The sequence below is a fragment of the Streptomyces sp. NPDC041968 genome, from assembly GCF_055589025.1.
Genome location: NZ_JBVJCB010000001.1, coordinates 778,370 through 801,497, shown reverse-complemented (window position 1 = coordinate 801,497; position 23,128 = coordinate 778,370). Strand labels below are relative to the sequence as shown.

The following is a 23,128-nucleotide window of genomic DNA, read 5'->3' as shown; positions in this document are numbered from 1 at the left end:
ATCCGGGGGGTTTGTTCGTGTGGCCCGGCCTCAGCGGCCGAGTGCCCGGCGACCCCGGCCCGGGGAGAGGACCGGCAGGTTGGTCCGCGAGGGTGCGGGGAGCTGCCCCCGGGTGTCCTCCTCGATGCGCAGGGCGAGCGCCGGGCAGCGGCGCACCGCGCGGACCGCCTTGGCCTCCGCGAAGCGCGGCACCTCGGCCTGCGCGACCGTCGGGAAGCCGTCGGCGCCGAGCTGGAAGACCTCCGGCAGGATGTCCGCGCACAGGCCGTGGCCCCGGCACAGCGTCCAGTCGACGTAGATCTTCTGACGGCTGGGGCCGTTCTCCGGACCGCCGCCCGGGACGCCCGTAGGGGTCGCCCCGCCCTCGAAGAGCGGCAGGACGCCCTCCACGGGCCGTCCGCAGCCGTTGCCGAGGACATGGGCGGCGAGGTCGTCGGTGAAGGCCTTGAGGGTCGACTCCAGGAACATCGCCGAGCCGTCCGGGTGCGAGCAGGCGCCGCGCCGCTTCACGTTCCGCGCGACCTGCTTGACCGCCTCCAGCGCGGCCGGGCCACCGCCGTTCAGGATGTCCTCCAGACCGCGGGCGGCGGCCGGCAGACCCAGGTAGCAGGGGCCGCACTGGCCCGCGCTCTCCTGCGCCAGCCACTGCGCCACGCGCAGCGACTCGCCCAGCGGGCAGGTGCCCTGACCGATCGGCAGGATCGCGCCCGCGCCGAGCGAGCCGCCCGCCTGTTGCAGGGAGTTGCGGGAGACGATCGCCTCGTCGACGGTCGCCGCGTCGATCCACTTGCCGTGGTAGCCGCCGGTCAGCACGCCCTGCGGCACCGGCGGGGCGCCGGCGAGCTGGAGGACGTAGCGCAACGGCACGCCCGTCGGCACCTCGATCACCATCGGGCGGGCGACCGCGCCGGAGACGGTGAGCATGACGGTGCCCGGCTCGTCGTACAGGCCGGTGTTGCCGTAGCGCTCCGGGCCGATGCGGGCGGCGATCGCCAGCTGGGCGAAGGTCTCGGCGTTGGACAGCAGGGTCGGGGCGCCGCCGACCCCGCTCCTGGAGGCGCTGACCTTGCGGCCGGGCGGCATCGCGGGGCCGCCGTCGATGGAGCGGATCAGGGAGGCGGCCGCGCCGGTGACCATGCGGACCGGGTTGCGCTGGACCCGCGCGCGGAGGGCGGAGCGGCGCCCGTTGTTCAGGCCGCGCTCGGCGAGGGCGGCCTCCATGGAACGCTGGGTGGACTCCCGGGTGACCCCGATGACCAGCGTGCGCGCGCCCATGGCCTCGGCGCACAGCAGCGCGCCGTCCAGGATCAGGTGCGGGGCGCGGTTGATGAGCACCGTGTCCTTGCGGCAGGCGGGCTCGTCCTCGCTGCCGTTGACGACCACGACCGGCCGCACGCCGCGCTTGATCGCCGCCTCGGCGACCGAGCGCAGCTTCTTGTGGAAGGGGAAGCCCGCGCCGCCGCGGCCCAGCAGGTTGATGCGTTCGGACAGCTGGGCGAGCTGTTCGCCGCCCAGCGGTTCGAGCGGCCCGTGCACCTTGAGGTGCATCGGCAGGTCCAGGCGCTCGACAAGGTCGAAGCCCGACGTGAGCTGGGGAAGGCCGACGACGCGGACTTCGGGGACGTCGGGCAGGGCCTCGTTCACTTCAAGCCTCCGGAAGGCGTGTTCCAAGGTTCGCCCGAACCCGGTGCGTCGAAATCGTAGGACGGGTCGTACGGCGTGCCGAAGGCCGTGGGGCCGGAGGGCACGCCGGGGGTCGGTTCAGTGGCGGGACCGCTGTTGTAGGTGTCGTCCGGGTAGTACGTGTCATAGACGGCGTTCGTCTCAGCGGTGTCGTACACGTCACTCGAGCCGTAGCCGGACGCGTCCGGATTGCCGTAGACCGGGATGGTGTGTCCCGTGTCGTTGAGCGGGTCGTAGGCCGAGGGGGGCGCCTCGCCGACCGGCGGGGGCGACGGTATCGGCCAGCTTCCCGAGGTGCTGCCGCCGCCGTCCGCGACCGGCATCGTCTCGGTGGGACGCATGTCCGGCGGCAGCAGGTCGGGCGTGACCGCGTCGGCCGGCAGCGGCTGCCGTCGGGTGCCGCCGGGGCTGGACACGGCGTGGTAGGCCGCCGCGAAGCCGCCTGCGGGCTCCGGGGACGTGAGCCGCTCCGCGGACGCGTACAGCGGCGTGGACCGGGGCCCGGAGGACGCCGGGCCCGCGTACCCCGGCCGTGCGGAGGTGTCGGCCGTGCGGGCCCGGCTCTCCTCCAGCTCCTCCTGGCGCCTGCGTTCGGCGGTCCCGAGGAAGCCGGCGATCCGGTCGGCGACCTGGCGCTTGACCGGGCTGGGCGCCGCGCGCAGGGCCAGCGCCGCCATGACGCCGAGCACGGACAGGCCGTACAGCACCGTGAAGACCGGCTTCGCCGCGCGACCCGCGTAGAGCCCGTGCAGCAGGGCCAGGCACCACGCCGGGTAGGCCAGCATGTGCATGGCGCGCCAGCGGGAGGCCACGGGGGCCGGAGACGCGAAGCGGTTGCGCAGGGCGCCGGTCACGCCCACGAAGATCATGAGCATGCTGGCGAGGGTGCCGAAGCCGATGAGGACGGACCTTCCCCCGAAGGCCTCGTCCTCCGTGGCCAGCAGCCCGAAGGGGATCACCGCGGCGACCCAGGTGGTGTGGGCCAGGGTCAGCTTGACCCCGATGTGCACCAGCAGGAACACGACCGAGGCGACCGCGGTGGTCCGGTGCACCGCCTGCGCCAGGATGCGCTGGCGGGTGTCGAGGACGACCCGGTCCTGGGCGACGAGTCCCCAGATCACGGAACAGCTGAGGAAGACGAGGGAGAGGACACCGGCGCCGAAGTCGAGGAACTGGGCGAAGGTGTCGTCCATCGTGCTGTCGTTCGTCACCACGACCGGCCTCCCCACGTCAGGGACGTGAGGGGAGGGGGTGAGCTGTCACTGCTGGGGTGGAACGGGGGAGGGTTCATGGGGGCGACTCCGGAGCGGTTCGGGAAAGCGGTCCCGCTGCCGCACTCTAAGTGGCGCCATACCCGCGAGTACGAGGTTTGAGTTATTGCGTTGTTATCAAATGACAATGCGGTCGTTGTGATGTCCCGTTAGTGGTCGTTACGCGAAGTAACCTTTGACCTAGGTTCAGGTTCGCCGGGCGTGCGCGGGGCGTCCACAGGGCCGTCGCGGCCCGTGCGGCGACTGCGGTACCCTGACGCCATGCGTGCCGTACGCCTTCTGCTTAGCGAGCCGCGCTGATCAGTTCCGACCCCGGCCCCAGTCCGGCGGCCGGAATCGGCGCGGCGTCCCCTCCTGTGCGAGGGGATTTTTCATTTCCCGGCCTTCGTCGCCGTAGGTCATGAAGGTCGCAGCCGCTGGCAGAGACGATCGATGGAGCTTTGAGGATCATGAGCGAGACGAACCCTGCGGCGACCGCCCCCGTGTCGGCGGACGCCGCGCCGCACCGCTACACGGCCGCCATGGCCGCCGACATCGAGGCACGCTGGCAGGACTTCTGGGACGCCGAGGGGACGTACGCCGCACCGAACCCCGAGGGCGATCTGGCGGGCGACCCGGAGCTGGTCGCCAAGCCCAAGAAGTTCATCATGGACATGTTCCCGTACCCCTCCGGCGCGGGCCTGCACGTCGGTCACCCCCTGGGCTACATCGCCACCGACGTCTTCGCCCGCTTCCAGCGGATGACCGGCCACAACGTCCTGCACACCCTGGGCTTCGACGCCTTCGGCCTGCCCGCCGAGCAGTACGCCGTGCAGACCGGCACGCACCCGCGCGTGTCGACCGAGGCCAACATGAAGAACATGCAGAGCCAGCTGCGCCGGCTGGGTCTGGGCCACGACAAGCGGCGGTCGTTCGCCACGATCGACCCGGAGTACTACAAGTGGACCCAGTGGATCTTCCTGCAGATCTTCAACTCCTGGTACGACGAGGAGGCGCGCAGGGCCCGGCCGATCGCCGAGCTGGTCGCCCGATTCGAGTCCGGTGAGCGCGCGGTCCCGGGCCACTCCGGCCGGGCGTGGGGCGAGCTGACCGAGGCCGAGCGCGCCGACGTGCTGGGCGGGTTCCGCCTGGCCTACGCCTCCGACGCGCCGGTCAACTGGTGCCCGGGCCTGGGCACCGTGCTGGCCAACGAGGAGGTCACCGCCGACGGTCGCTCCGAGCGCGGCAACTTCCCCGTCTTCAAGTCCAAGCTGCGCCAGTGGAACATGCGCATCACCGCCTACGCCGACCGGCTGCTGGACGACCTGGACGAGCTGGACTGGCCCGAGGCCATCAAGTTGCAGCAGCGCAACTGGATCGGCCGCTCCGAGGGCGCCCGCGTCGACTTCCCCGTCGACGGGGAGCGCATCACCGTCTTCACCACGCGCCCGGACACCCTGTTCGGCGCCACCTACATGGTGCTGGCGCCCGAGCACCCGCTGGTCGAGAAGTTCACCCCGGCCGCCTGGCCCGAGGGCACGCACGACGTGTGGACCGGCGGTCACGCGACCCCGACCGAGGCCGTCGCGGCGTACCGCGCGCAGGCCGCCTCGAAGTCCGACGTGGAGCGGCAGGCCGAGGCCAAGGACAAGACCGGCGTCTTCATCGGCGCGTACGCGACCAACCCGGTCAACGGCGAGCAGGTGCCGGTCTTCATCGCCGACTACGTGCTGATGGGGTACGGAACCGGCGCGATCATGGCCGTCCCGGCGCACGACACCCGCGACTTCGAGTTCGCGCGCGCCTTCGAGCTGCCCATCCGCTGCGTCGTCGAACCGACCGACGGCCGCGGTACGGACACCGCGACGTGGGACGAGGCCTTCGCCTCCTACGACGCGAAGATCGTGAACTCCTGCGGTGCGGACGTCTCCCTGGACGGCCTGGGCGTGGTCGAGGCCAAGGAGCGCGTCACCGAGTGGCTGGAGCGGTCCGGCGCCGGCGAGGGCACCGTCAACTTCCGCCTGCGCGACTGGCTGTTCAGCCGCCAGCGCTACTGGGGCGAGCCCTTCCCGATCGTCTACGACGAGGACGGCATCGCGCACGCCCTGCCCGAGTCGATGCTGCCGCTGGAGCTGCCCGAGGTGGAGGACTACTCCCCGCGGACCTTCGACCCGGACGACGCCGACACCCGGCCCGAGACGCCGCTGTCGCGCAACGACGACTGGGTCCACGTCACCCTGGACCTGGGCGACGGCCGCGGGCCGCGGAAGTACCGGCGCGAGACCAACACCATGCCCAACTGGGCCGGCTCCTGCTGGTACGAGATGCGGTACCTGGACCCGCACAACAGCGAGAAGCTGGTCGACCCGGAGATCGAGAAGTACTGGATGGGCCCCCGTGAGGGCCTGCCGCACGGCGGTGTCGACCTGTACGTCGGCGGTGCCGAACACGCCGTGCTGCACCTGCTGTACGCGCGCTTCTGGTCCAAGGTCCTGTTCGACCTGGGGCACGTCTCCTCGGCCGAGCCGTTCCACAAGCTGTTCAACCAGGGCATGATCCAGGCCTACGTCTACCGGGACAGCCGCGGCATCGCGGTGCCGGCCGCCGAGGTGGAGGAGCGCGACGGCTCCTACTACTACCAGGGCGAGCGGGTCTCCAGGCTGCTGGGCAAGATGGGCAAGTCCCTGAAGAACGCGGTCACCCCGGACGAGATCTGCGCCGAGTACGGCGCCGACACCCTGCGCCTGTACGAGATGGCGATGGGTCCGCTGGACGTCTCCCGTCCGTGGGACACGCGCGCGGTGGTGGGCCAGTTCCGGCTGCTGCAGCGGCTGTGGCGCAACGTCGTCGACGAGGACACCGGCGAGGTGACGGTCGCGGACGTCGCCGAGACCGACGTCGACACGGACACCCTGCGTGCCCTGCACAAGGCCGTCGACGGCGTACGGCAGGACCTGGAGGGCATGCGCTTCAACACCGCCATCGCCAAGATCACCGAGCTGAACAACCACCTGACGAAGGTGGGCGGCCCGGTCCCGCGCACGGTCGCCGAGCGCCTGGTGCTGCTGGTCGCGCCGCTGGCCCCGCACGTCGCCGAGGAGCTGTGGCGCAGGCTGGGGCACTCCGACTCGGTCGTCCACCAGGACTTCCCGGTCGCCGACCCGGCCTACGTCGTCGACGAGACCGTGACCTGCGTCGTGCAGATCAAGGGCAAGGTCAAGGCCCGGCTGGAGGTCGCTCCGTCGATCTCCGAGGAGGACCTGGAGAAGGCCGCGCTGGCCGACGACAAGGTCGTGGCCGCGCTGGGCGGGGCCGGGATCCGCAAGGTGATCGTGCGGGCGCCGAAGTTGGTGAACATCGTTCCCGCATAGGTGGGAGGGGGCGTCCGGGGCAATGGACGGCCCCCAGAGCACGGTCGTCCACGAGGGCACGGTCGTCCACGAGGGCACGGTTGCCTGTGAGGGCACGGACGTCCCCTAGGGGGCGGGGCGGGCCGGTTCAGGGTCGTGTGCGGGCAGGTTCGGGGTTCCGTCGGAACCCTGGGCCTGCCCGCTGCGTTTACCGTGGAAGAGCGGCGCGGAGAATGCCGCGGCCTGCCGGTGCGCGGGTCGGACGCTCGGAGGAGGAGCTTCGTGGAAGCAGTGATCACGGTATTCGCCCTGCTTTTCGTGCTCGCCCTCGTGCTGGGCGCCTACGCCACGGTGAAGGCCGTCGGCGCGGCCAAGCGCAGCGTGGACCGGGGCATCACCCAGGCCCGACGGACGGTCGAGGACCACACGCTGCGGGCCAAGTCCCTCGTCCAGACGGGCCCGGCGGGCGAGCTGGCGCAGCTGCGGCTGACACTGCGCACATCGATGCGGGCCACCCAGGACGCGCTGCACGCGGGCGTGGCCGAGGACGAGTCCCTCAAGGAGTCCCTCGCCCTCTTCGACCGGCTCAGCGCGCACGGGTTCGAACTGGACGGCGAGCTCAGGCGGCTGGAGTCCGATCCGGACCGGGCCACGCTCGCCGAGCGCCTTCCCACGCTGCGCGAGCGCACCGAGCGCATCGCGCGCTCGGCGGAGTCCCTGCGCTGGGCGGCCCGTGACCGGGCCCGCCGTTTCGCGGACGACGACCTGGACTCACTGAGCGCGCAGATCGACGTCGAGGCCGGAGCCCTGCGGCACTGGACGGAGACGGAGCCCGCCGCCGCGCCGCCGCCCTGGCCCGAGGCCCCGGCCGCCGACGCCCCCGGCGCCCGGCAGAGTTGGCCGCGGACCCCGCAGTCGGAGCCGGCGGAGGAACCCGCGCGGCCCGCCATCGACCCGCCCGGCCCGAGCCCCGTGTACCCCTGGCAGAAGAAGGCCCGTCCGGAGAACACGACCTGATCACAGCCGTGTGGATGCCCGGCCGACGGGCCGGGCTGCCGTACGGGCGCTACGCCAGGTAACCTCCAGCTCATGTCCCGCCATGTCGCGATCGTCACGGATTCCACGGCCTACCTCCCGGCCCGGACGATGGAGCGGCACGGCATCACCGCGGTACCCCTGACCGTCGTCCTGGGCGACCGGGCGCTGGAAGAGGGCACCGAGATCTCGACCCGCTCGCTGGCCCAGGCCCTGCAGAAGCGGCGCCCGGTCACCACCTCCCGCCCCAGCCCCGAACTCTTCGCCGAGACCTACCGACGGATCGCCGGGTCCGGCGTCGACGGCATCGTCTCCCTCCATCTCTCCGCCGAACTCTCCGGTACGCACGACGCGGCCGTCGTCGCCGCGCGCGAGGCGGCGGTCCCGGTGCGGGTCGTGGACACCGGGATGATCGCGATGGCCCTCGGATTCTGCGCGCTGGCCGCGGCCGAGGCCGCGGAGGCGGGCGGCACGGTGGACGAGGCGGTCACGGCCGCGGAGAAGCGGGCCGCGGCCACCTCCGCCTACTTCTACGTCGACACCCTCGACTACCTGCGCCGCGGCGGCCGGATCGGTGCGGCCCAGGCCCTGTTCGGCTCCGCGCTCGCGGTGAAACCGCTGTTGCAGCTGGCCGAGGGCCGCATCGAACCTCTGGAGAAGGTACGGACGGCGTCCAGGGCCATCGCCCGGCTGGAGGAGATCGTCGCCGACCGGGCGGGTACCGCGCCCGTCGACATCGCCGTCCACCATCTCGCCGCCCCCGACCGGGCCTCGGCCCTGGCGGACCGCCTGCGCAAGCGGGTGCCGGGGCTGGCCGACCTGCATGTGAGCGAGGTCGGCGCGGTGATCGGGGCGCACACGGGCCCCGGGCTGCTGGGGGTCGTGGTCTCGTCGCGCTGAACGGGTGCCGCGTCACCCGTGCGGGTGGCGGAGTTGTCCACAACGCGGCGGTCGTCCCCGGGATCTGACCAAGATCAACGCCGTGGTGCCGAGGTGCCCGATCCTCGTCGCATGGCTCTCCGATCATCACGCTCACGCACGGCGACCGCGGCCAGTGGCCCGGGCCGTGGCCCCGCATCCGACGGCCGGCAGCGCGACCGCCGCCCCTCCGGCCGCCTGCGCGACCGCCGTCCGTCCGGCTCCGCCTTCCACACCCGTTCCGGGTCCGGGTCCCGCTCCGGCGGCCGGGGAGGACAGATGCGCCGGGACGCGCAGGCGCAGGAGGTGCGCCTGCGCGCCGAGGCACTCTTCGCCGAACGCCCCGTGCGGCGGGGCGAGTCGGGGAAGGGACCACCGTCGCCCCGGAGCCGTGATCTCGGACACCCGCGGGTGGACGCAGGCAGCGAAGGGGCGCGGAGGGAAGCCGCCGGGAGCGAGGAGGAGGCGGCACGGTGCGCCGCCGACACCCCTGCGGAGACCTGGCGGGGCCGGGCGGGGCAGGCACTGCGGGAGCGCATGCCGGTGTGGTTGCAGACCCGGTGCGCGCTGGAGCGGCGCAGCGTGGCCGCGCTCACGGTGCTGCTCGTCATCGCGTCGGTCGTCGCCGTGCAGCACTTCTGGACGGGACGCACCCAGCCGGTCCCGGCGCCCGAGACCGTGCGCGAGGCCGCGGTGTACGGAGCTTCGCCGGGGGGCGGGGCGGCGGGGAGCGGGACGGCCGAGGGCGAGGCGGGCGGGGACGGCTCCACGGCCGGTACGCACCGGGGCTCCGCCGTGGCCGGGGCCACCGCCGGCGCCGAGATCGTGGTGGACGTCGGGGGGAAGGTCCGCAAGCCCGGGGTCCACCGCCTGCCGGCCGGCTCACGGGTGGCGGACGCCCTCCGTGCCGCCGGAGGGGTCCGGCCCGGCGCCGGGACCGACGGGCTGAACCGGGCCCGCTTCCTCGTGGACGGCGAGCAGGTGGTCGTCGGCGCTCCCGTGCCCGGCACCGGGACGGTCCCGGGTGGGACGGTCCCGGGTGGATCAGGCGGGGCGGGCGGGTCGGCCGTGGCGGGTGGGCTCGCGGGAGCGGGCCCCGTCGCACCGGTCTCCCTCAACACGGCGACCGCCGACCAGCTCGACACCCTGCCCGGTGTCGGCCCCGTGCTGGCCCAACACATCATCGACTACCGCACCCGGCACGGCGGTTTCCGCTCGGTGGACGAACTGCGCGAGGTCAACGGCATCGGTGAGCGTCGATTCGCCGACCTGCGAAACCTCGTGCGGCCATGAGGACGGAGGCGACGACCCCCGGCAGCGCCGAGGTGCCCGGCGAACGGACGGCACCGCCGCGCGCGGCCGTGCACGCCGCTTCCGGGCATCGGCTCGGTGCCGCCCACCCCCGCCAGGAAGGGCCCACGGACCTGCGGCTGGTGCCGCCCGCGCTGGGGGCCTGGGCGACGGCGGCGGTGATGCTCGACGCGCCGCCCGGGTGGGCCGTCGCGGTCGTGACCGGTGCCCTTCTCCCAGCCGGCGTACTGCTGCTGAGGTCGCGCAGGCACCGCCCGGCGCGCGGGCGGCCGTACGCGTCGCTCGCCGCCCTGCTCCTGTGCGTCACCGCGGCCGCCGCCTCGGCCGCACTGCACGGCGCGGACCTGCGCCGGGGGCCGGTACCGGCGCTGGCACGGCAGTACGCCACCGTCACCGCCGAGGTGGAGGTCACCGCGGATCCCCGCCTCACCCGGCCCCGTGTCCGGGGAAACCGGGCCGTGCCGCCCACCGTGCTGATCGAGGGCGAGGTACGCCGGCTGACGGAGGCGGGCGGAGCGGAGGTCGTGACCCGGACACCGGTGCTGGTACTCGTCGACGTGGGGGAGGCAGCGGGTGAACCCGGAGCACCTGCGGTGCCCGGGAGGCCGGACGCACCTGGAGCACCTGCGGTGTCCGGTAGGCCGGACGCACCCGGAGCACCTGCGGCGTCCGGAGAGCCGGAGACACCCGGAGGGACTTCGAGCCGCCCCCTCCCGGGTGTCCCGGATGATTCGCCTGCCTCCCGTGCCGGGCCCGGCGCCGCACACTGGCTGGGGCTGCTGCCCACCACGCGGCTGCGCGTCACCGCCCGGGCTGCGCCCCCGAGGGCGGCCGACGACCGCATCGCAGCCGTGCTGCGGGTACGGGGTGGACGGGAGGCCCCGGAGGTCGTGGCCGAGCCGTCGGGAGCGCAGCGGCTGGCCGGACGGCTGCGGGAGGGACTGCGGGAGGCCACCGACGGTCTGCCGGAGGACGCCCGGGCCCTGCTGCCCGGCCTGGTCGTCGGGGACACCGCGCGTATCACGCCGGAGCTGGAGGAGGCGTTCAAGGAGACCGACCTCGCGCACACACTCGCGGTGTCGGGGGCCAACTTCACGATCGTGCTCGCCCTGCTGCTCGGCCCGCCCGGACTGGCCCAGCGCAGCGAGCGCCGAGGCCTGGCGCCCCGGCTCGGCATCTCCCTGCGGACCACCGCGCTGCTCGGCGGGGTCCTCGCACTCGGCTTCGTGGTCGTCTGCCGGCCCGACCCGAGCGTGCTGCGGGCCGCGGCCTGCGGGGCCGTCGCCCTGCTCGCGCTGGCCACCGGGCGCCGCAGGTCGCTGCTCCCCGCGCTGGCGACGGCCGTGCTGCTGCTGGTGCTGTACGACCCGTGGCTCGCCCGCAGCTACGGATTCCTGCTCTCCGTGCTGGCCACCGGGGCGCTGCTCACGGTCGCCCCCCGGTGGAGCGCGGCGCTGCGCCGGCGTCGGGTCCCCCCTCGGCTCGCCGAGGCGCTGGCCGCCGCGGGTGCGGCACAGGCCCTGTGCGCGCCGGTCGTCGCCGTGCTGTCGGCGCGGGTGAGTCTGGTGGCGGTCCCCTGCAACCTGCTCGTGGAGTTCGCGGTCGCGCCGGCCACGGTGCTGGGTTTCGCGGCGCTGGCGACGGCCCCGGTGGCGATGCCGGTGGCCCGAGGTCTGGCCTGGTGCGGGAGCTGGCCCGCCGAGTGGATCGCGGGGATCGCCCGCACGGGGGCGGCGCTGCCCGGCGCGGGAATCGACTGGCCGGGCAGTTGGACCGGGGCGGCGCTGCTCGCCCTCGTCACGGTGGGCGGGCTCCTGGTCGGCCGGCGACTGCTCAGGCACCCCTGGTGGTGCGGTGTCTGCGCGGCGCTCTTGATGCTGGTGGTGGTCAGGCCGCCCCCGCTGGCCCGGGTGATCACGGGGTGGCCTCCGCCGGACTGGCGGATGGTGATGTGCGACGTGGGGCAGGGCGACGCCATGGTGCTCGCGGCGGGCGAGGGCACGGGCGTGGTCGTGGACGCCGGACCGGACCCGGCGCTGGTCGACCATTGCCTGCGCTCGCTCGGCATCACCCGCGTCCCGCTCGTGGTGCTGACCCACTTCCACGCCGACCACGTCGCGGGACTGGCCGGGGTGTTGCGGGGGCGTGCCGTGGGCGCCATCGAGACCACCGCGCTCGAGGAGCCCGCGGAGCAGGCCGAGTCCGTCCGCAGACAGGCGGCGGCACGACGGATCCCGATGCGGCACGCCGCCGCCGGGCAGCAGCGAAGGGCGGGCCCGCTGTCCTGGCGGGTGGTGTGGCCGCCACCGCCCCCCTCGCCGAGCGCCGGGCCGGGTGCCGCGACGAGCGCGGTGGAGCCCAACGACGCCAGTGTCACCCTCCTGGTGCGGACGGCGGGGCTGCGTCTGCTGCTGCTCGGCGACCTGGAGCCGCCGGCCCAGCAGGAGCTGGCGAACTCACCGGTGGCAGCGGCGCTGGCAGGCGTCGACGTGCTCAAGGTGGCCCACCACGGCTCGGCCCACCAGGATCCCGGCCTCATGAGAAAGGTCGCCCCACGGCTGGCGCTCATCAGCTGCGGCGCGGGCAACACCTACGGGCACCCGGCCCCCGCCACCGTCGCGGCGCTGCGCGCCCGGGGCACGATGGTGCTGCGCACGGACCGGGACGGGGCGCTGGCGGTCACCGGCACCGGCGAGGCCCTGCGGGTGGCGGGAGACTGAGGGCATGGATTCAGCACAGGTCGATGCCTACCTCCGCCGACTCGGAGTCGAGTACCCGGCGTGGCCCACCGCCGACGCCCTGCGTGAGCTGCAGGCGCGCCATCTGCGGACGGTGCCCTTCGAGAACCTCTCCGTGCACCTCGGTGAGGAGATCGTGCTGGAGGAGAAGCGGCTCCTGGACAAGGTGGTGGGCGCGCGCCGGGGCGGGTTCTGCTACGAACTCAACGGCCTCTTCGGCGCGCTGCTGACGGCGCTCGGGTACGAGGTCACCCTGCTCGCGGCGAGGGTGTACGGGGACGGTGGCCGGCTCGGCGTCCCCTACGACCACCTGGCGCTGCTGGTGCGGTCGGTGGACGCCGGCGACTGGCTGGCCGACGTCGGGTTCGGGGCGCACAGCCACGCCCCGCTGGCCTTCGCGGAGCGGGGCGAGCAGGAGGACCCCGGCGGCACGTTCCGGGTGGCCGAGGCGGGGCCGGACGCCGCGGGGGTGCGCGGCGGCCACGACTCGGCCCGGGCGGCCGACCTGGACGTGTCGCAGGACGGGAAGCCCGTGTACCGCCTGGAGTTGCGCCCGCGGGTGCTCGGCGACTTCGTGTCCGGTGCGTGGTGGCACAGCACTTCGCCGCAGTCGCACTTCCTCCAGGCGCCGGTCTGCTCGATGCTCACGGAGGACGGAGGGAGGATCACGATCAGTGGCCGCAGGTTCGTGTCGACGACCGTCGACGGGAGCCGGGAGGAGACCGGGCTGACGACGGACGAGGAGGTGCTCGCCGCGTACCGGGACCGGTTCGGTATCGAACTGCACCGGGTGCCCACCGCGCGCCGACCGTGAGCAGCGGTCATCACGCCCCCCGCGGAACCGCGTCCCAACCGCCCAATTCGACCCACGGGGTACACACGGCCCACACAGGGTCCACTCGTGTGTAGTCAGGCGTACTCGTGCCTACTGCCTGCACATACGCCGGTTTCCCATGATGTGGGTCCGTGTTGCCGCGAAAGCCCCGTCAGTGATCGAATGTTGCTTCGTCAACGAATTTTCGCACGTCGCGCAGAGGTGTCGCAGATGATCGGCCGCTGGCTGGAGAGCCGAACGAAGCGGATGGAACGGACGGGTCCCCTGGCGGCGGTGCGGATCCCGCCGAGCGCGGGAGTGCTGAGCTGCCGGGTGCTCGACCCCGTCGACGAACCGGTGCCGCACGCGGAGTTCACGGTGAGCGACACCATGGGGCGCAAGGTGGTCGGTGGCGGCACGGACCCCTTCGGGTCGTTCGTGGCGACGGTGCCGGCGGGGGAGTACCGGCTCGCGGTGTCCGCCGAGGGCTACACGCCGTACCGGGCGTCCGCGACGGTCACCGAGGACACGCTGGCCACACTCGGCGACGTGACCCTGCAGGTGGCCCAGCCGCCGGAGCTGCCCGCGCCGGGCGACTGGGAGATCGAGCCGGCGCACTCCTCGATAGCCTTCACGGCCCGGCACATCGGGCTGGCCCGGATCCACGGCCGCTTCAACTCCTTCGCGGGCGTGGTGCGGATCGCGGACGACATGGCGCAGTCGGCGATGCACGTGGTGATCGGCGCGGCGTCCATCGACACCAACGTGAAGATGCGCGACGACCATCTGAGGTCGGCGGACTTCCTCGATGTGCAGCGCTTCCCGACCCTGGAGTTCTACGGCGACCGCTTCACGCACCGGGGCGGCAACCGGTGGGCCGTCACGGGGGCGCTGTCGCTGCACGGCGTGACGCGCACGGTCACGCTGGACTCGGAGTACCTGGGTCTCGGCAACGGGATGGAGGGCGAGGTGCGGGCGGCCTGCCGTGCCACGACCGAGCTGCACCGCGACGACTTCACGGTGAGCTGGCAGACGATGCTGGCGCGCGGCATCGCCGTGGTCGGGCCCAGCATCCGGATCGACCTCGACGTGCAGATCGTGCCCAGGGCTGACCGGGCGGTCGGCGTGGAGCGGGGTGCCGGACAATGGCTCCCGTGAGCGATGTGAGACATGTGCTGGTGCTGCCGGACCGCGACGCCGCGGAGGAGGCGGCCCAGGCGCTGGGGGAGCGTTTCGGGCTCGACGAGGAACCCCAGCTGGTCCGGGACGCCCTGGCCGGCGAGGACGACGCAGAGGACGCCCAGTGGCTCGTGGTCCTGCGCGACGAGAGGGAGCTGCTGGACCCCGCGGTGCTCGACGAGTTCGCGGGGGAGTGGGAGGGCTGGCGCGAGGAGCCCTGACCCGGCCCTGACCCCGGACCCGGGAGGGGTGCCGCCCGGGGACCGTTGTCAGTGGTGCGTGCGATGCTTGTCGCGATGGCCAGGAAGACTGCGAACGACGACCCTCTCGCCCCGGTGACCCTTGCCGTGGGCCAGGAGGACCTGCTGCTCGACCGTGCCCTGCAGGAGGTGGTGGCCGCCGCGAAGGCCGCCGACGCCGACACGGACGTACGCGACCTGACGCCCGACCAGCTGCAGCCCGGCACACTCGCCGAGCTGACCAGCCCCTCGCTCTTCGCCGAGCGCAAGGTCGTGGCCGTACGCAACGCGCAGGACCTGTCCGCCGACACGGTCAAGGACGTCAAGGCCTACCTGGGCGCACCGGCCGAGGAGATCACCCTCGTCCTGTTGCACGCGGGCGGAGCCAAGGGCAAGGGTCTGCTGGACGCCGCACGCAAGGCGGGCGCGCGTGAGGTGGCGTGCGCCAAGATGACGAAGCCGGCGGACCGGCTGGCCTTCGTGCGGGCGGAGTTCCGCACCGCCGGGCGGTCGGCCACCCCCGAGGCGTGCCAGGCGCTGGTCGACGCGATCGGCAGCGACCTGCGGGAGCTGGCCTCGGCGGTCTCCCAGCTGACCGCCGACATGGAGGGGACGATCGACGAGGCGGTCGTCGGGCGGTACTACACCGGGCGGGCCGAGGCCTCCAGCTTCACGGTCGCCGACCGGGCGGTCGAGGGACGGGCGGCGGAGGCCCTGGAGGCGCTGCGCTGGTCCCTCGCGACCGGGGTGGCGCCGGTGCTGATCACCAGCGCGCTGGCCCAGGGAGTGCGGGCGATCGGCAAGCTGTCCTCGGCCCGCGGCGGACGCCCCGCCGACCTCGCCCGCGAGCTGGGGATGCCGCCGTGGAAGATCGACCGGGTCCGGCAGCAGATGCGCGGCTGGACACCGGACGGTGTCTCCGTGGCCCTGCGCGCGGTGGCCGAGGCGGACGCGGGAGTCAAGGGCAGCGGGGACGACCCCGAGTACGCCCTGGAGAAGTGCGTGGTGATCATCGCCCGGGCAGCGCGTTCCCGGGGACGGTCGTAGAGCGCGGTCCCCAGTTCCGTATCCCCGGTCTGTCCCGTCGGTGACCCCGGGTCTCTGCCGTCCGTACCCCGGGGCTGTCCCCTCCCTCCCGAGCCGGAGCAGACCGAAGGCCCCGGTCTCCGTCCTGGGGAAGGACGGCCACCGGGGCCTCGGGATCAAGCTCGGGGGTCCATGCCCGCGTGGCGAACGCAGGCCGCGCATGGACCCTGGGTGCCGGACGGGAGCGGATGAGAGAGGGCCCGCTCTGGGTCCTTCCGGCGATCAGACCAGATAAGGGGTTCAGCCCTTGAGAGCGCCGACCTTCTGCGCCAGCGCCGACTTCTTGTTGGCGGCCTGGTTCTTGTGGATGACGCCCTTGGAGACGGCCTTGTCGAGCTGGCGCGAAGCGACGCGCTGGTACTCGGTGGCCTTCTCGACGTCACCCGCGGCAGCGGCCTCACGGGCCTTGCGGATCGCGGTCTTCAGAGAGGACTTGACGGCCTTGTTGCGCAGCCGGGCCTTCTCGTTGGTCTTGTTCCGCTTGATCTGGGACTTGATGTTCGCCACGAATGAGCCTTTGCAGGTTCAGGCACGAGGCCGCGAAGGGCCCGTACCGGTGATTTCTTGAAGGAGTGCCTCGCGCTGAGAGGGCAAGAGACACAGCCCCTCACACTACCAGCGGCCGGCAGGACGACCCAAACCCGCCCGCCGCCCGCCCCCGGACCGGGCCGCGGCCGTCTCCCGCCACCGTCCCCCACCGCCGCCGGACCCGCTCCCAGACCCACCCCGGCTCCCCACCCGTGGGACGATGGAGGCTACGTATAGATCCGACCCGAGACCGCAGACACTGCGGACGCCTCAAGAATCAGGACCCTGCGTGCCCGCGATCCCTAGCCATGTGCCCGAGCCGAGCCGTACCGACCCGTCGCTGATCCGCAACTTCTGCATCATCGCGCACATCGACCACGGCAAGTCCACGCTCGCCGACCGGATGCTCCAGCTGACCGGTGTCGTCGAGCAGCGGCAGATGCGCGCCCAGTACCTCGACCGCATGGACATCGAGCGCGAGCGCGGCATCACGATCAAGTCCCAGGCGGTGCGTCTGCCGTGGGCTCCCACCCACGACAAGACCGACACGCACATCCTCAACATGATCGACACCCCGGGGCACGTCGACTTCACCTACGAGGTCTCGCGGTCGCTGGCCGCGTGCGAGGGCACCATCCTCCTCGTCGACGCCGCCCAGGGCATCGAGGCCCAGACCCTCGCCAACCTCTACCTGGCGATGGAGAACGACCTCACGATCATCCCCGTGCTGAACAAGATCGACCTGCCGGCCGCGCAGCCCGAGAAGTTCGCCGAGGAACTCGCCAACCTGGTCGGCTGCGACCCCACCGACGTGCTCAAGGTCTCCGCGAAGACCGGGCTCGGCGTGGACGTGCTGCTGGACAAGGTCGTCGCCGAGGTCCCGGCCCCGGTCGGCGTCAAGGACGCCCCGGCCCGCGCGATGATCTTCGACTCCGTCTACGACTCGTACCGCGGTGTCGTGACGTACGTCCGTGTCATCGACGGCCAGCTCAACAAGCGCGAGCGGATCCGGATGATGTCCACCGGCGCCACGCACGAGCTGCTGGAGATCGGCACGAACTCGCCGGAGATGCTCGCCGCCGACGGTCTCGGCGTCGGCGAGGTGGGCTACCTGATCACCGGCGTGAAGGACGTCCGCCAGTCCAAGGTCGGTGACACCGTCACCAGTCAGCACAAGGGTGCCGAGGAGGCGCTCGGCGGTTACAAGGACCCGCGGCCGATGGTCTTCTCCGGCCTGTATCCGCTGGACGGCTCGGACTACCCCGAGCTGCGCGAGGCGCTGGACAAGCTCCAGCTCAACGACGCGGCCCTGGTCTACGAGCCCGAGACCTCCGCGGCCCTCGGCTTCGGCTTCCGCGTCGGCTTCCTCGGCCTGCTGCACCTCGACGTGATCCGCGAGCGGCTGGAGCGCGAGTTCGGGCTCGACCTGATCGCCACCGCGCCCAACGTGGTCTACCGCGTGATCATGGAGGACGGCACCGAGCACACCGTCACCAACCCGAGCGAGTTCCCCGAAGGCAAGATCAACGAGGTGTACGAGCCGGTCGTGCGCGCCACGATCCTGGCGCCGACCGAGTTCATCGGCTCGATCATGGAGCTGTGCCAGACCCGGCGCGGCACCCTGCTCGGCATGGACTACCTCTCCGAGGACCGGGTGGAGATCCGCTACACCCTGCCCCTCGCCGAGATCGTCTTCGACTTCTTCGACCAGCTCAAGTCGAAGACGCGGGGCTACGCCTCGCTGGACTACGAGCCCACCGGCGAGCAGACCTCCAGCCTGGTCAAGGTCGACATCCTGCTGCACGGCGACAAGGTGGACGCCTTCTCGGCGATCACCCACAAGGACGCCGCCTACGCGTACGGGGTGCGGCTCGTCGCCAAGCTGCGCGAGCTCATCCCGCGGCAGGCCTTCGAGGTGCCCATCCAGGCCGCCATCGGCTCCCGGGTGATCGCCCGCGAGACCATCCGCGCCATCCGCAAGGACGTCCTCGCCAAGTGCTACGGCGGTGACATCTCCCGCAAGCGGAAGCTGCTGGAGAAGCAGAAGGAAGGCAAGAAGCGGATGAAGATGGTGGGTTCCGTGGAGGTTCCGCAGGAGGCCTTCATCGCGGTGCTGTCCAGTGACGACAGCGCGGGATCGGGCAAGGGCAAGAAGTAACCGCGCCACACCGCGGCGGCTTACGCCGAGTCCGGGCAAAACGGTCGTGGAGGGGCCCGTCGTGCGAAAGTGCGGCGGGTCCCTTCGCATGTCACGGGCGGGCATCTGTAGGAAGTGACAGGGCGCGGAGTCTTACGCCGGGGCCGGTCGCCCCTTAATCTGATGCCTGCCCCGTAGTTACTCGTGAGTTAAACAAGTGATCGGGCACCTGCCCGAGCCGCTGCCCAGCACCGCCCGAGAGTGAAATCCAGCCGCACCTGAGCAAGCCGCACCGACGCGGGCCCACGGAGGATGTCGTGAGCGACACACAGACACTGATCGAGAACCGTCCGCCCTCCGTGGCGGGACTCTTCCTGGAGCGGGTGGCGGCCACGCCGGACGCCGAGGCGTACCGCTACCCGGTGCCGTCGTCCTCGGGAGAGGGGCCGGACGACTGGAAGTCGCTGACCTGGGGCGAGGCCGCCGAGCGGGTCTACGCGATCGCGGCCGGACTGATCGAACTCGGTGTGCAGCCCGAGCAGCGCGTGGCCCTCGCCTCCTCCACCCGGCTGGAGTGGATCCTCGCCGACCTCGGCATCATGTGCGCGGGCGCCGCGACGACCACCGTCTATCCGCAGACCAACGCCGAGGAGTCGGCGTACATCCTCTCCGACTCCGAGAGCAGGGTCCTGATCGCGGAGGACGCCGCCCAGCTCGCCAAGGCGAGGGACAAGCGCGGCGAGCTGCCCGTGCTGACCCACGTCGTGGTGGTCGACGCGACCGGCGCCGACACCACCGAGGACTGGGTGCTGACCCTCGACGACCTGGAGCGCCGGGGCGCGGCCCGCCTGGAGGCGGACCCGGAGCTGGTCAAGAAGCGGGTGGGCGCGCTCACCAAGGACCAGCTCGCCACTCTCATCTACACCTCCGGCACGACCGGCCGGCCCAAGGGGGTGCGCCTCCCGCACGACAACTGGTCGTACATGGCGAAGGCGATCGCCGCGACCGGCCTGGTCAGCCCGGACGACGTGCAGTACCTGTGGCTGCCGCTCGCGCACGTCTTCGGCAAGGTGCTCACCTCCGGCCAGATCGAGGCCGGTCACGTCACGGCCGTCGACGGCCGCGTCGACAAGATCATCGAGAACCTGCCGGTCGTGCAGCCGACCTACATGGCGGCCGTCCCGCGCATCTTCGAGAAGGTCTACAACGGCGTGGCCGCCAAGGCCCGGGCCGGCGGCGGAGCCAAGTACAAGATCTTCCAGTGGGCCGCCGGGGTCGCCCGCGAGTACGCGAAGGTCACTCAGGACAACTTCAAGCACACCGGCACCGCGAGCGCTCCGGCCGGTCTGCGGGCCAAGCACGCCGTCGCCGACAAGCTCGTCTACGCCAAGATCCGCGAGGCCTTCGGCGGCCGTCTGCGCGCCTGCGTCTCCGGATCGGCCGCCCTCGCCCCGGAGATCGGCTTCTTCTTCGCCGGCGCCGGCATCCACATCCTGGAGGGGTACGGCCTCACCGAGTCCTCCGCCGCGTCCTTCGTCAACCCCGGTGAGGCCTACCGCACCGGCACGGTCGGCAAGCCGCTGCCCGGCACCGAGGTGCGCATCGCGGACGACGGCGAGATCCTGCTGCGCGGCCCCGGCATCATGGAGGGCTACCACCAGCTGCCCGAGAAGACCGCCGAGGTGCTGGAGAGCGACGGCTGGTTCCACACCGGGGACATCGGCGAACTCTCGCCCGACGGCTACCTGCGCATCACCGACCGCAAGAAGGACCTGATCAAGACCTCCGGCGGCAAGTACATCGCGCCGGCCGAGGTCGAGGGCCAGTTCAAGGCGGTCTGCCCCTACGTCTCCAACATCCTGGTCCACGGCGCCGACCGGAACTTCTGCACCGCGCTCATCGCCCTCGACGAGATCGCGATCACGCAGTGGGCGAAGGAGAACGGCCTGGAGGGCAGGACCTACGCCGAGATCGTCGCCGCGCCGGTGACCGTGGAGATGGTCGACGGCTACGTCAAGCAGCTCAACGAGGGCCTGCAGCGCTGGCAGACCGTCAAGAAGTTCCGTCTGCTGCCCCGTGACCTCGACGTCGAGCACGGGGAGATCACCCCCAGCCTGAAGCTGAAGCGGCCGGTCGTGGAGCGGGAGTACAAGCACCTGATCGAGGAGATGTACGAGGGCTCCCGGGAGGCGTAGCGGGGGCGCAGCGGGGGGCGGTCGCCGAGATCCGCCCGGCCGCTGCCCGCACCTCTCCGTCTTCGGGTCGCCCCCGGGCCGTCTTCTGGTCGTCTTCTGGTCGTCTTCGGGCCATTTTCGGGCGTTCGCCTAGCACGGTTCTCACTCGTGGCGGCCCACTTCGGTAACTCGGCGCTTATGGACGGGTCCGGTCTGTCACTCTGTCGGCATCGACTGCGAAGTACTCGCACGAACTGCCCGGGGAGCCGTCCATGGGGGCCATTCCGACGCAACGGGAGACCGTCTCCCACGCCGGCGGGGCGCCGGCGCACACCGCCGAGGCATCGGACCAGGGGTGCGCGCTGGCGCACGTGACCCTGCTCGGAAGCTCCCTGGCGCCGGGCGCGGCCCGCGCGATGGTGCGGGACGCGCTGGCCGACTGGTCCGCGCTCGGCCTGCCCGGGACGGGCCGGCTGACGGAGCACCTCGTCGCCGACGCCCTGGTGGCGGTCAGCGAGCTGGTCACCAACGCCGTCGTCCACGCCGGCACCGACGTCGAGGTGGTCTGCCGGCTGGAGGAGACGGGCACCCTCGTCGTCGAGGCCACGGACCACCACCCCTCCCGCGCGCCCAGGGGCGGCAACCACGAGACACCGCAGGAGATCGCGGAGTACGGGCGCGGCCTGCGGCTCGTCGCCGCGCTCTCCGAGGCCTGGGGCATCACGTACCGGCCGGGGACCAAGACGGTGTGGGCACGGCTGCCGGCGGCCGGCACCGATGTCACCGAGCAGACCGAGGCGTACGCCGGGGGCCGGGGGTGGCGGCGCGCCGGGTCGCCGGTCGCGGAACCGGCGGGGGAGAGGCCCGGGGGAGCGGAGGGCGCGGCGGCCCGGAACGACGCGACGGCCACGAGGAGCGAGACGGCCATGGAGGGCGAGACGGCCCCGGACGGCGCAGCGACCGGGGACGGCGCCGACGGCACGCGCCCCCCGCACGGCTGGGACCTCTCGGTCGTCCCGGGCGGTCCGGGCGTCCCGGGCGGTCCGGCCGGTCCTGGGACCCCGGACGATCCGGAATGCCCGGGTGACCTCCCGGCGGATCCGGGGGTGGGGCCGTCCGGTCCGCGATCTTCGCAGGGTGAGCCGATCCGGATCGTTCCGCCCGGCACAGGGGGTGCTGCGCCCGACCCGAAGGGCGTCCTGCCCGGCCCGGGTCCGACGGCACCGGAGGCAGGACCGGAGCACCCGGGACGCGAGGAGGACGCCGACCGGGCGGAGCCTCCGCAGTGGCCGTTCTGGTGGGACGTGGAGGCGGCCACCGGACCGCGTGGCCTGCGCGACCGGGAGTGGCTGGGACACGGCGCCCTGTCCTTCCTCGCCGAGGCCTCCGACCTCCTGGCCGGACAGCTCGACGAGGACCTCGTCGCCTCCCTCACCGGCCAGCTGATCGTGCCGCGGCTCGCCGACTGGTGCGCCGTGTGGCTGGAGGACGAGGCCCTCGGCCGGGGAGCGTGGAGCGACGATCCCGGCTCGGCCGTCGGAGCGCGGCTGGCCCGCGTCTGGCACGGCAGCGAGAGCCGCATCGAGGAACTGCGCCGGGTCCTGGAGAAGGACCCGCCCCGCCCGCGCGACCCCTGGCGCTCCGGACCCGTCGACCACCCCTGGCCCGCGGAGGGGCTCGGCCCGGACGGCACGCAGGGCGCCGCGCTCGCCTACCGGCTGGTCGCGGGCGGCCGGCCGCTGGGCACCCTCGTCATCGGGCGGTCCGGCACCTCCCGCTTCCCCGACGAGATCAGCGGGCTCGTCGAGGATCTCAGCCGCCGCGTGGCGCTCGCCATCGGCGCCGCCCGCCAATACGCCCGGCAGGCCACCATCAGCGCCGTCCTGCAACGCGGCCTGCTGCCCGGTGCCGTCGCCGAGATCCCCGGCGTGCGCAGCGCCCTGGTCTACGAACCGTGCGACAAGGGCGGCCCGAGCGGCGACTTCTACGACCTCTTCCCGGCGGGCGACGGCCGCTGGTGCTTCGCCGTCGGCGACGTCCAGGGCAAGGGCCCCGAGGCCGCCGTCGTCATCGGGCTCGCCCGGCCCTGGCTGCGGCTGCTGGCCCGCGAGGGGTACGGCGTCCCCGACGTCCTCGACCGCCTCAACCAGCTGCTCCTCGACGACGCCACCGAGGCCGCCGACGCCGCCGCGCGCGCCCTGGTCGCCGTCGGCGGCCGTCCGGTTGCCCCGGGCGACGGACCGCAGACCCGCTTCCTGTCCCTCCTCTACGGCGAACTGGTCCCGTTCGAGGGCGGCGTGCGCTGCACCCTGGCCTCCGCCGGGCACCCGCTGCCCCTGCTCCTCGGGCCCGACGGCACCGTCCGCGCGGTCGCGCAGCCCCAGACGCTGCTCGGGGTCGTCGAGGACGCGACGTACACCAGCGAGACCTTCGACCTGGGCTCCGGGGACACCCTGCTGTGCGTCACGGACGGGGTCACCGAGCGGCGCAGCGGCTCCCGCCAGTTCGACGACGGGGACGGTCTCGCGGCGGCGCTCGCCGGGTGCGCGGGGCTCGACGCGGGCCTGGTCGCGGAGCGCATCAGGCGGCTGGTGCACGAGTTCGGGGCCCGGCCCCCGGAGGACGATCTGGCGCTGCTGGTGCTCCAGGCGGAGTGACGGCCCGGGGCACGAGGCGGGGTGCGGGA

The 23,128-nt window shown here is 72.8% G+C and carries 15 protein-coding genes; 12 read left to right on the top strand and 3 right to left on the bottom strand.

Going from position 1 to position 23,128, the window contains the following annotated elements; translation table 11 throughout:
• Nucleotides 1-30: 30 nt before the first annotated feature.
• Nucleotides 31-1,644, bottom strand: coding sequence for an NADH-ubiquinone oxidoreductase-F iron-sulfur binding region domain-containing protein (locus ACZ6EG_RS03640; RefSeq protein ID WP_391967973.1), 1,614 nt, complete (start codon nucleotides 1,642-1,644; stop codon nucleotides 31-33).
• On the bottom strand, nucleotides 1,641-2,897 hold the full coding sequence (locus ACZ6EG_RS03635) for a cytochrome b/b6 domain-containing protein (RefSeq protein ID WP_469601199.1): 1,257 nt from the start codon (nucleotides 2,895-2,897) through the stop codon (nucleotides 1,641-1,643). The genes ACZ6EG_RS03640 and ACZ6EG_RS03635 overlap by 4 nt, the downstream gene beginning before the upstream one ends.
• Nucleotides 2,898-3,403: 506 nt before the next feature.
• Here ACZ6EG_RS03635 and leuS point away from each other — a divergent pair.
• The 9 genes from leuS (at nucleotide 3,404) to holA (ending at nucleotide 15,564) form a co-directional block, all read left to right on the top strand.
• Nucleotides 3,404-6,304 carry a leucine--tRNA ligase gene (leuS, locus tag ACZ6EG_RS03630; protein WP_469601196.1) on the top strand — a complete coding sequence of 967 codons (2,901 nt, stop codon included), beginning with the start codon at nucleotides 3,404-3,406 and terminating at the stop codon, nucleotides 6,302-6,304.
• A 261-nt stretch (nucleotides 6,305-6,565) separates the two neighbouring features.
• Nucleotides 6,566-7,300, top strand: a complete 735-nt coding sequence (locus tag ACZ6EG_RS03625) for a hypothetical protein (protein ID WP_391967970.1) — start codon at nucleotides 6,566-6,568, stop codon at nucleotides 7,298-7,300.
• 72 nt (nucleotides 7,301-7,372) lie between these two features.
• The gene (locus ACZ6EG_RS03620) at nucleotides 7,373-8,218 is read left to right on the top strand and encodes a DegV family protein (RefSeq protein WP_391967969.1); all 846 of its coding nucleotides are present in this window, start codon (nucleotides 7,373-7,375) and stop codon (nucleotides 8,216-8,218) included.
• A 111-nt stretch (nucleotides 8,219-8,329) separates the two neighbouring features.
• Nucleotides 8,330-9,529 (top strand): ComEA family DNA-binding protein, encoded by a 1,200-nt coding sequence (locus ACZ6EG_RS03615; protein ID WP_469601192.1) that lies wholly within the window; start codon nucleotides 8,330-8,332, stop codon nucleotides 9,527-9,529.
• Nucleotides 9,526-12,267, top strand: a complete 2,742-nt coding sequence (locus tag ACZ6EG_RS03610; protein ID WP_469601189.1) for a ComEC/Rec2 family competence protein — start codon at nucleotides 9,526-9,528, stop codon at nucleotides 12,265-12,267. Before ACZ6EG_RS03615 ends, ACZ6EG_RS03610 begins: the two co-directional genes overlap by 4 nt.
• Nucleotides 12,268-12,271: 4 nt before the next feature.
• Nucleotides 12,272-13,099, top strand: coding sequence for an arylamine N-acetyltransferase family protein (locus tag ACZ6EG_RS03605; RefSeq protein ID WP_469601187.1), 828 nt, complete (start codon nucleotides 12,272-12,274; stop codon nucleotides 13,097-13,099).
• 231 nt (nucleotides 13,100-13,330) lie between these two features.
• Nucleotides 13,331-14,257, top strand: a complete 927-nt coding sequence (locus tag ACZ6EG_RS03600) for a YceI family protein (protein ID WP_469601184.1) — start codon at nucleotides 13,331-13,333, stop codon at nucleotides 14,255-14,257.
• Nucleotides 14,254-14,499: a hypothetical protein gene (locus ACZ6EG_RS03595; RefSeq protein WP_391967964.1), complete on the top strand. Its 246-nt coding sequence runs from the start codon at nucleotides 14,254-14,256 to the stop codon at nucleotides 14,497-14,499. The genes ACZ6EG_RS03600 and ACZ6EG_RS03595 overlap by 4 nt, the downstream gene beginning before the upstream one ends.
• 75 nt (nucleotides 14,500-14,574) lie before the next feature.
• Complete coding sequence (gene holA / locus ACZ6EG_RS03590) at nucleotides 14,575-15,564, top strand: DNA polymerase III subunit delta (protein ID WP_356603306.1); 990 nt, start codon at nucleotides 14,575-14,577, stop codon at nucleotides 15,562-15,564.
• A 279-nt stretch (nucleotides 15,565-15,843) separates the two neighbouring features.
• Here the strand turns inward: holA and rpsT are convergent, their stop codons facing one another.
• Complete coding sequence (gene rpsT / locus ACZ6EG_RS03585) at nucleotides 15,844-16,110, bottom strand: 30S ribosomal protein S20 (RefSeq protein WP_030180898.1); 267 nt, start codon at nucleotides 16,108-16,110, stop codon at nucleotides 15,844-15,846.
• Nucleotides 16,111-16,420: 310 nt separating this feature from the next.
• Between rpsT and lepA the strand changes: the two genes are divergently transcribed.
• From lepA to ACZ6EG_RS03570, 3 genes are all read left to right on the top strand, one after another.
• Nucleotides 16,421-18,289, top strand: coding sequence for a translation elongation factor 4 (gene lepA / locus ACZ6EG_RS03580; RefSeq protein WP_391967963.1), 1,869 nt, complete (start codon nucleotides 16,421-16,423; stop codon nucleotides 18,287-18,289).
• A gap of 296 nt (nucleotides 18,290-18,585) precedes the next feature.
• Complete coding sequence (locus ACZ6EG_RS03575) at nucleotides 18,586-20,463, top strand: AMP-dependent synthetase/ligase (protein ID WP_391967962.1); 1,878 nt, start codon at nucleotides 18,586-18,588, stop codon at nucleotides 20,461-20,463.
• A gap of 251 nt (nucleotides 20,464-20,714) precedes the next feature.
• Nucleotides 20,715-23,099 (top strand): SpoIIE family protein phosphatase, encoded by a 2,385-nt coding sequence (locus tag ACZ6EG_RS03570; RefSeq protein ID WP_469601177.1) that lies wholly within the window; start codon nucleotides 20,715-20,717, stop codon nucleotides 23,097-23,099.
• Nucleotides 23,100-23,128 lie beyond the last annotated feature (29 nt).

Coding starts and splice junctions, on each gene's coding strand:
- leuS (WP_469601196.1), top strand. CDS start 3,404: ATGAGCGAGACGAACCCTGCGGCGACCGCCCCCGTGTCGGCGGACGCC.
- ACZ6EG_RS03600 (WP_469601184.1), top strand. CDS start 13,331: ATGATCGGCCGCTGGCTGGAGAGCCGAACGAAGCGGATGGAACGGACG.
- ACZ6EG_RS03610 (WP_469601189.1), top strand. CDS start 9,526: ATGAGGACGGAGGCGACGACCCCCGGCAGCGCCGAGGTGCCCGGCGAA.
- ACZ6EG_RS03605 (WP_469601187.1), top strand. CDS start 12,272: ATGGATTCAGCACAGGTCGATGCCTACCTCCGCCGACTCGGAGTCGAG.
- ACZ6EG_RS03570 (WP_469601177.1), top strand. CDS start 20,715: ATGGGGGCCATTCCGACGCAACGGGAGACCGTCTCCCACGCCGGCGGG.
- ACZ6EG_RS03620 (WP_391967969.1), top strand. CDS start 7,373: ATGTCCCGCCATGTCGCGATCGTCACGGATTCCACGGCCTACCTCCCG.
- holA (WP_356603306.1), top strand. CDS start 14,575: ATGGCCAGGAAGACTGCGAACGACGACCCTCTCGCCCCGGTGACCCTT.
- ACZ6EG_RS03615 (WP_469601192.1), top strand. CDS start 8,330: ATGGCTCTCCGATCATCACGCTCACGCACGGCGACCGCGGCCAGTGGC.